Source organism: Streptomyces sp. MUM 203J (assembly GCF_022414595.1).
Taxonomy (GTDB): Bacteria; Actinomycetota; Actinomycetes; order Streptomycetales; family Streptomycetaceae; genus Streptomyces.
This window is the reverse complement of the sequence record NZ_JADWYO010000124.1, coordinates 1-2,292: the sequence shown is the minus strand read 5'-3', so window position 1 is coordinate 2,292 and position 2,292 is coordinate 1. Positions and strand designations below refer to the sequence as shown.

The 2,292-nt window shown below is 70.0% G+C and carries 3 protein-coding genes; all 3 read right to left on the bottom strand.

The annotated features are described in order from the left end of the window. Nucleotides 1–297: 297 nt before the first annotated feature. Genes I3F58_RS29115 through I3F58_RS29105 form a run of 3 tightly spaced genes read right to left on the bottom strand, consistent with a single transcriptional unit; the run spans nucleotide 298 to nucleotide 2,075 of the window. A complete protein-coding gene (locus tag I3F58_RS29115) occupies nucleotides 298–417 on the bottom strand; it encodes a winged helix-turn-helix domain-containing protein (protein WP_240111709.1) in 120 nt (39 codons plus the stop codon). Then, entirely contained in the window at nucleotides 368–808 is a 441-nt protein-coding gene (locus tag I3F58_RS29110; protein WP_240111710.1) for a helix-turn-helix domain-containing protein, read from the bottom strand. The genes I3F58_RS29115 and I3F58_RS29110 overlap by 50 nt, the downstream gene beginning before the upstream one ends. Before the next feature lie 49 nt (nucleotides 809–857). Then, nucleotides 858–2,075 (bottom strand): M48 family metallopeptidase, encoded by a 1,218-nt coding sequence (locus I3F58_RS29105; protein WP_240111708.1) that lies wholly within the window; start codon nucleotides 2,073–2,075, stop codon nucleotides 858–860. Nucleotides 2,076–2,292: the final 217 nt, after the last annotated feature.

The following is a 2,292-nucleotide window of genomic DNA, read 5'->3' as shown; positions in this document are numbered from 1 at the left end:
AACCGGCCGGCGCAACGGCCAACCACACCCGAAGCGACTCAGAGATCATTTACGGGACAGCCCTTAGGTTGAGTGCTTAGGGCGGGAGCTCGACGATGGTGAGCCATTCGCTGTTTCGGTTGCAGAACTCCCGTAAGGCCTTGGCGTGGTGGGTGCTGGCGTTGTCCCACACCACGATCAGCGGGGCGAACTCGCGGGCCCGGAAGCCCTTCTTCTCGCCGGGTACGGCCGCGGCATGTCTGGGTCTGGTAGATCAGACGGGTCTCGCGGCCGGTCTGACGCAGATCATCCCGGCCATCAGGACCCGGCCCGATCCCTTCCCCCGTCACCCTGACCAGCGGTGTCCTGCCAGCGGGCCACGGCTTCCTCAATCCGCTCGACGGCCCGATGCGTGGGGACCTGCGGTGACCAGCCCAGCCTGTGCAGCAGATACGGACACCCCATGCGGGGTGTACCGGTAGCCGAACAGGCGGTGAATCAGCTCCGCGACCCTCACCAGACTCCAGCGCTGGTCCTCCGTCCAGCCGTGCGCGGCCGGGCCCGCTTCCAGCTCAAGCTGCAACCACTCGACCTGGCCGTCGCGGAGCCGGTACGGAAAGCCGTCGGCCCCCTTGGAGGCCAGAGCCGTTTTGCCGCCCTGGCGCCAGGCGGCGTGCCAGGCGTACGCCGACTTCCGCGACGCCCGTAACCTGCGGGCCACCTCCTGCGGCCGCACCCCGTGCTCGAACATCTCCGCGGCCTCGAAGCGCACCGCTTCGAGCTTCGCCCGCCCCGCGGCGGTCAGACCGCCGCCATCCGCGTACCTCATGACGAGGATGTGGCACCGCCAACGCCTCCTGTCACCCACCCTTTCAACCTCAGCGGCAAGCCCATGGCCGGGTTCCCCGGAGGACCGCTCGGGCGATGGTTGCGCGGGGGGCGGCCAGTTCGGAGGTGATGGCGGATTCCCGGGCCGTGTCGGTGGCCACCGCTGGGGGGAGGGCCGGGGCGGTGAGGAGGCGGGTGCGGCGGAGGTGGGTCGGGGGGTGAGTGTCGTCGACGCTGTGGCCGCGCAGGACGCCGGCTCGGCGCTGGCGTTCGTACTCGCTCTCCGGGATGGATTCCACGTGGGCGCGCAGGCGGTCCCAGAGGGCCTGTGGCGGGTCCTCTGGGGTTCCGGTGCCGCCTCTGCGGACCACCTGTCGGGCGTTCGACTCGCGGAGCAGCACGGATTCGGCGGACGCCGCCACGAGGAGGCGGTCCATGAGACCCACCGCCGCCTCCGTCGAACCGGCGCGACCCGCTGACATGTCCGACAGGTACTCGGAGCGCTGGGACGCGCGAAGGGTCAGCTGGTCCAGGAGCATCAACAGGCCCAGCAGCAGGCCGCGCGGGACCGCGTAGACCAGGTTGACGAACACCTCGATCGGGTTCGGGTTGTGGATGCGGGCCAGTAGGTCACGCCAGTTGTCCAGCGAGTTCATCGTGTGCCAGAGGATCAGGCCGCGGCGGGTGTCGCCGTTGGAGTAGTGGCCCAACTCGTGGCCCAGGAGGGCGATGCGCTCCTGAGGGGTGATGATCTCCCAGAGGCCCAGGCCGAGGGTCAGCACCCGGCGCCCGCGTACGCCGTACGTCGTCACACTCGCGTTGACGTCGGCGGTGACCGCCACGGCGTCCACGCCTCGCGTGCCGACGACGGCGGCGACCTCGTCGATCAGGGCGAACAGCCGCGGGGCGTCCTGGCGGAACAGGACCGGCACGTCCCCGGGCAGACGGGGGAAGCGGGGGCGCATGAGGCACGCCATCGCCAGGAGGAAGGCGCCCAGCACCGGCAGGGCGGTGCCCCAGCCGAGGACCACGAGCAGGGTCCCGCCCACCACGAGCGCCGCCGTCAGCGCATGGACGACCAGAGCGATGGCGTACGCCAGCACAGTGGGCGTGTCCCAGTGCGGCCGGAGGTTCCCGTCGGCCGTCACCTCGGCCAGGAGCCGTTCTCCGTGCTGCTGGGCGAGGGCTCGGCGCAGGCGCTGCAGTCTGCCGGGCTCCTCCTCCGGCTGCGCCGGATCGACGTTCCAGTCGCACGCGGCACACCACACGGTGAACCGGGGGTCCGTCCTGATCTCAGCCCCGCACTCCGGGCATGGCTGAATCCGCTCTCTCACATGTTCCCCCCGGATCTTCGTGGCTGGCAGCGTAGGTGATGTGCCGGCGCCCTGAACAGGCCCTTCTCCGCTTCGTGATCTAGATGTTCTGTCCCGGGAGGTTGTGGACGGTGACAGGGCTCACGGCTGATCGATCTTGAAATGGGTGAGG